At 64.1% G+C, this 964-nt stretch carries 1 protein-coding gene and 1 pseudogene; both read right to left on the bottom strand.

Annotation, left to right across the window (positions count from 1 at the left end):
• Positions 1 to 185: pseudogene (locus HMPREF2617_RS08245) on the bottom strand (glyceraldehyde-3-phosphate dehydrogenase); the annotation flags it as partial.
• A 59-nt stretch (positions 186 to 244) separates the two neighbouring features.
• The coding region (locus HMPREF2617_RS08240) for an enoyl-CoA hydratase/isomerase family protein (protein WP_070840495.1) at positions 245 to 964 on the bottom strand (720 nt) is incomplete at its 5' end.

The following is a 964-nucleotide window of genomic DNA, read 5'->3' as shown; positions in this document are numbered from 1 at the left end:
TCGATACGACGCGCGTAGCGGTGTGCCTTGATGATCTCGATGTCGGTCACACCCACCAGCAGGCGGCCGTAAACCGAGGTGACCGCGTTGTGTTCGCGGTGCAGGCGACTGATCAGCGGCAGCATCTCCTGGGCGAGGGTGAGCTTATGGTTCCAGTCGTCGCGGGGGTTTGTGGTTTCGGTCAACGTTGCTCCTTCAGCGTGTGGGATTCGGGGGCAACTTCAGCCCCACACCGCCATTTACTTTAGCGCAGCACGTCCCGATATTTGGAGGGGTCCGCCTCGGGGGCGAACTTGGGGGCCTGATCCTTATCGACGAGCACCGCCCGCACCCCTTCCGCAAAGTCCGGCTCACGCACCATCACGGCACCGAGACGACGCTCATTGTCCAGCGCGCCGGCCAGATCCTGCGATGCGTTGGCTGCGATGAGTTCCGCCGCCGCCACGAGCGACGACGGGGACGCCTGCTTGGTCAATTCCTGCACCTTCTCGCCGAACTCGCCGAACTCGCCGGTCTCGCCGTCAAGGCTCTCGCGGATCTCTGCCCAGGAGCCGGTGAAGGTGGCCTCGATGTCCTCGTACAGTGCCTCGAGCTGCGATTCACCCTGCTCCAGCGCAATCTCGTCGAGGTAGCCGGGCCCATGCTCCACGATCCCGTCAAGCACTCCCTCGAGCGAGGCAACCTTGTGCGTCGCCAGGCCGGTAGCCAGCATGTCGTCCGGGCTCAAGCGGTAGCCCGTCAGCGCCAAAAACGCGCCGAGCGCCTGCGACGGGTGCTTCGGCAGGTTCTGCAGCAACCACGACATGCCCACGTCCGTGACGTAGCCAATGTTCATCTCCGGCATGGACGCAAACGCATCCTCGGTGACCACCATGTGCGAACCGTGCGCCGACACACCCATGCCACCGCCCATGATCACGCCGCTGCACAGCGCGATGTACGGCTTGGGGTAGTTCGCAATGTC

This window comes from Corynebacterium sp. HMSC070H05, from assembly GCF_001837615.1.
GTDB lineage: Bacteria > Actinomycetota > Actinomycetes > Mycobacteriales > Mycobacteriaceae > Corynebacterium > Corynebacterium coyleae.
Note: the sequence above shows the minus strand (reverse complement) of the source record. Positions and strands in the feature narration are given on the sequence as shown.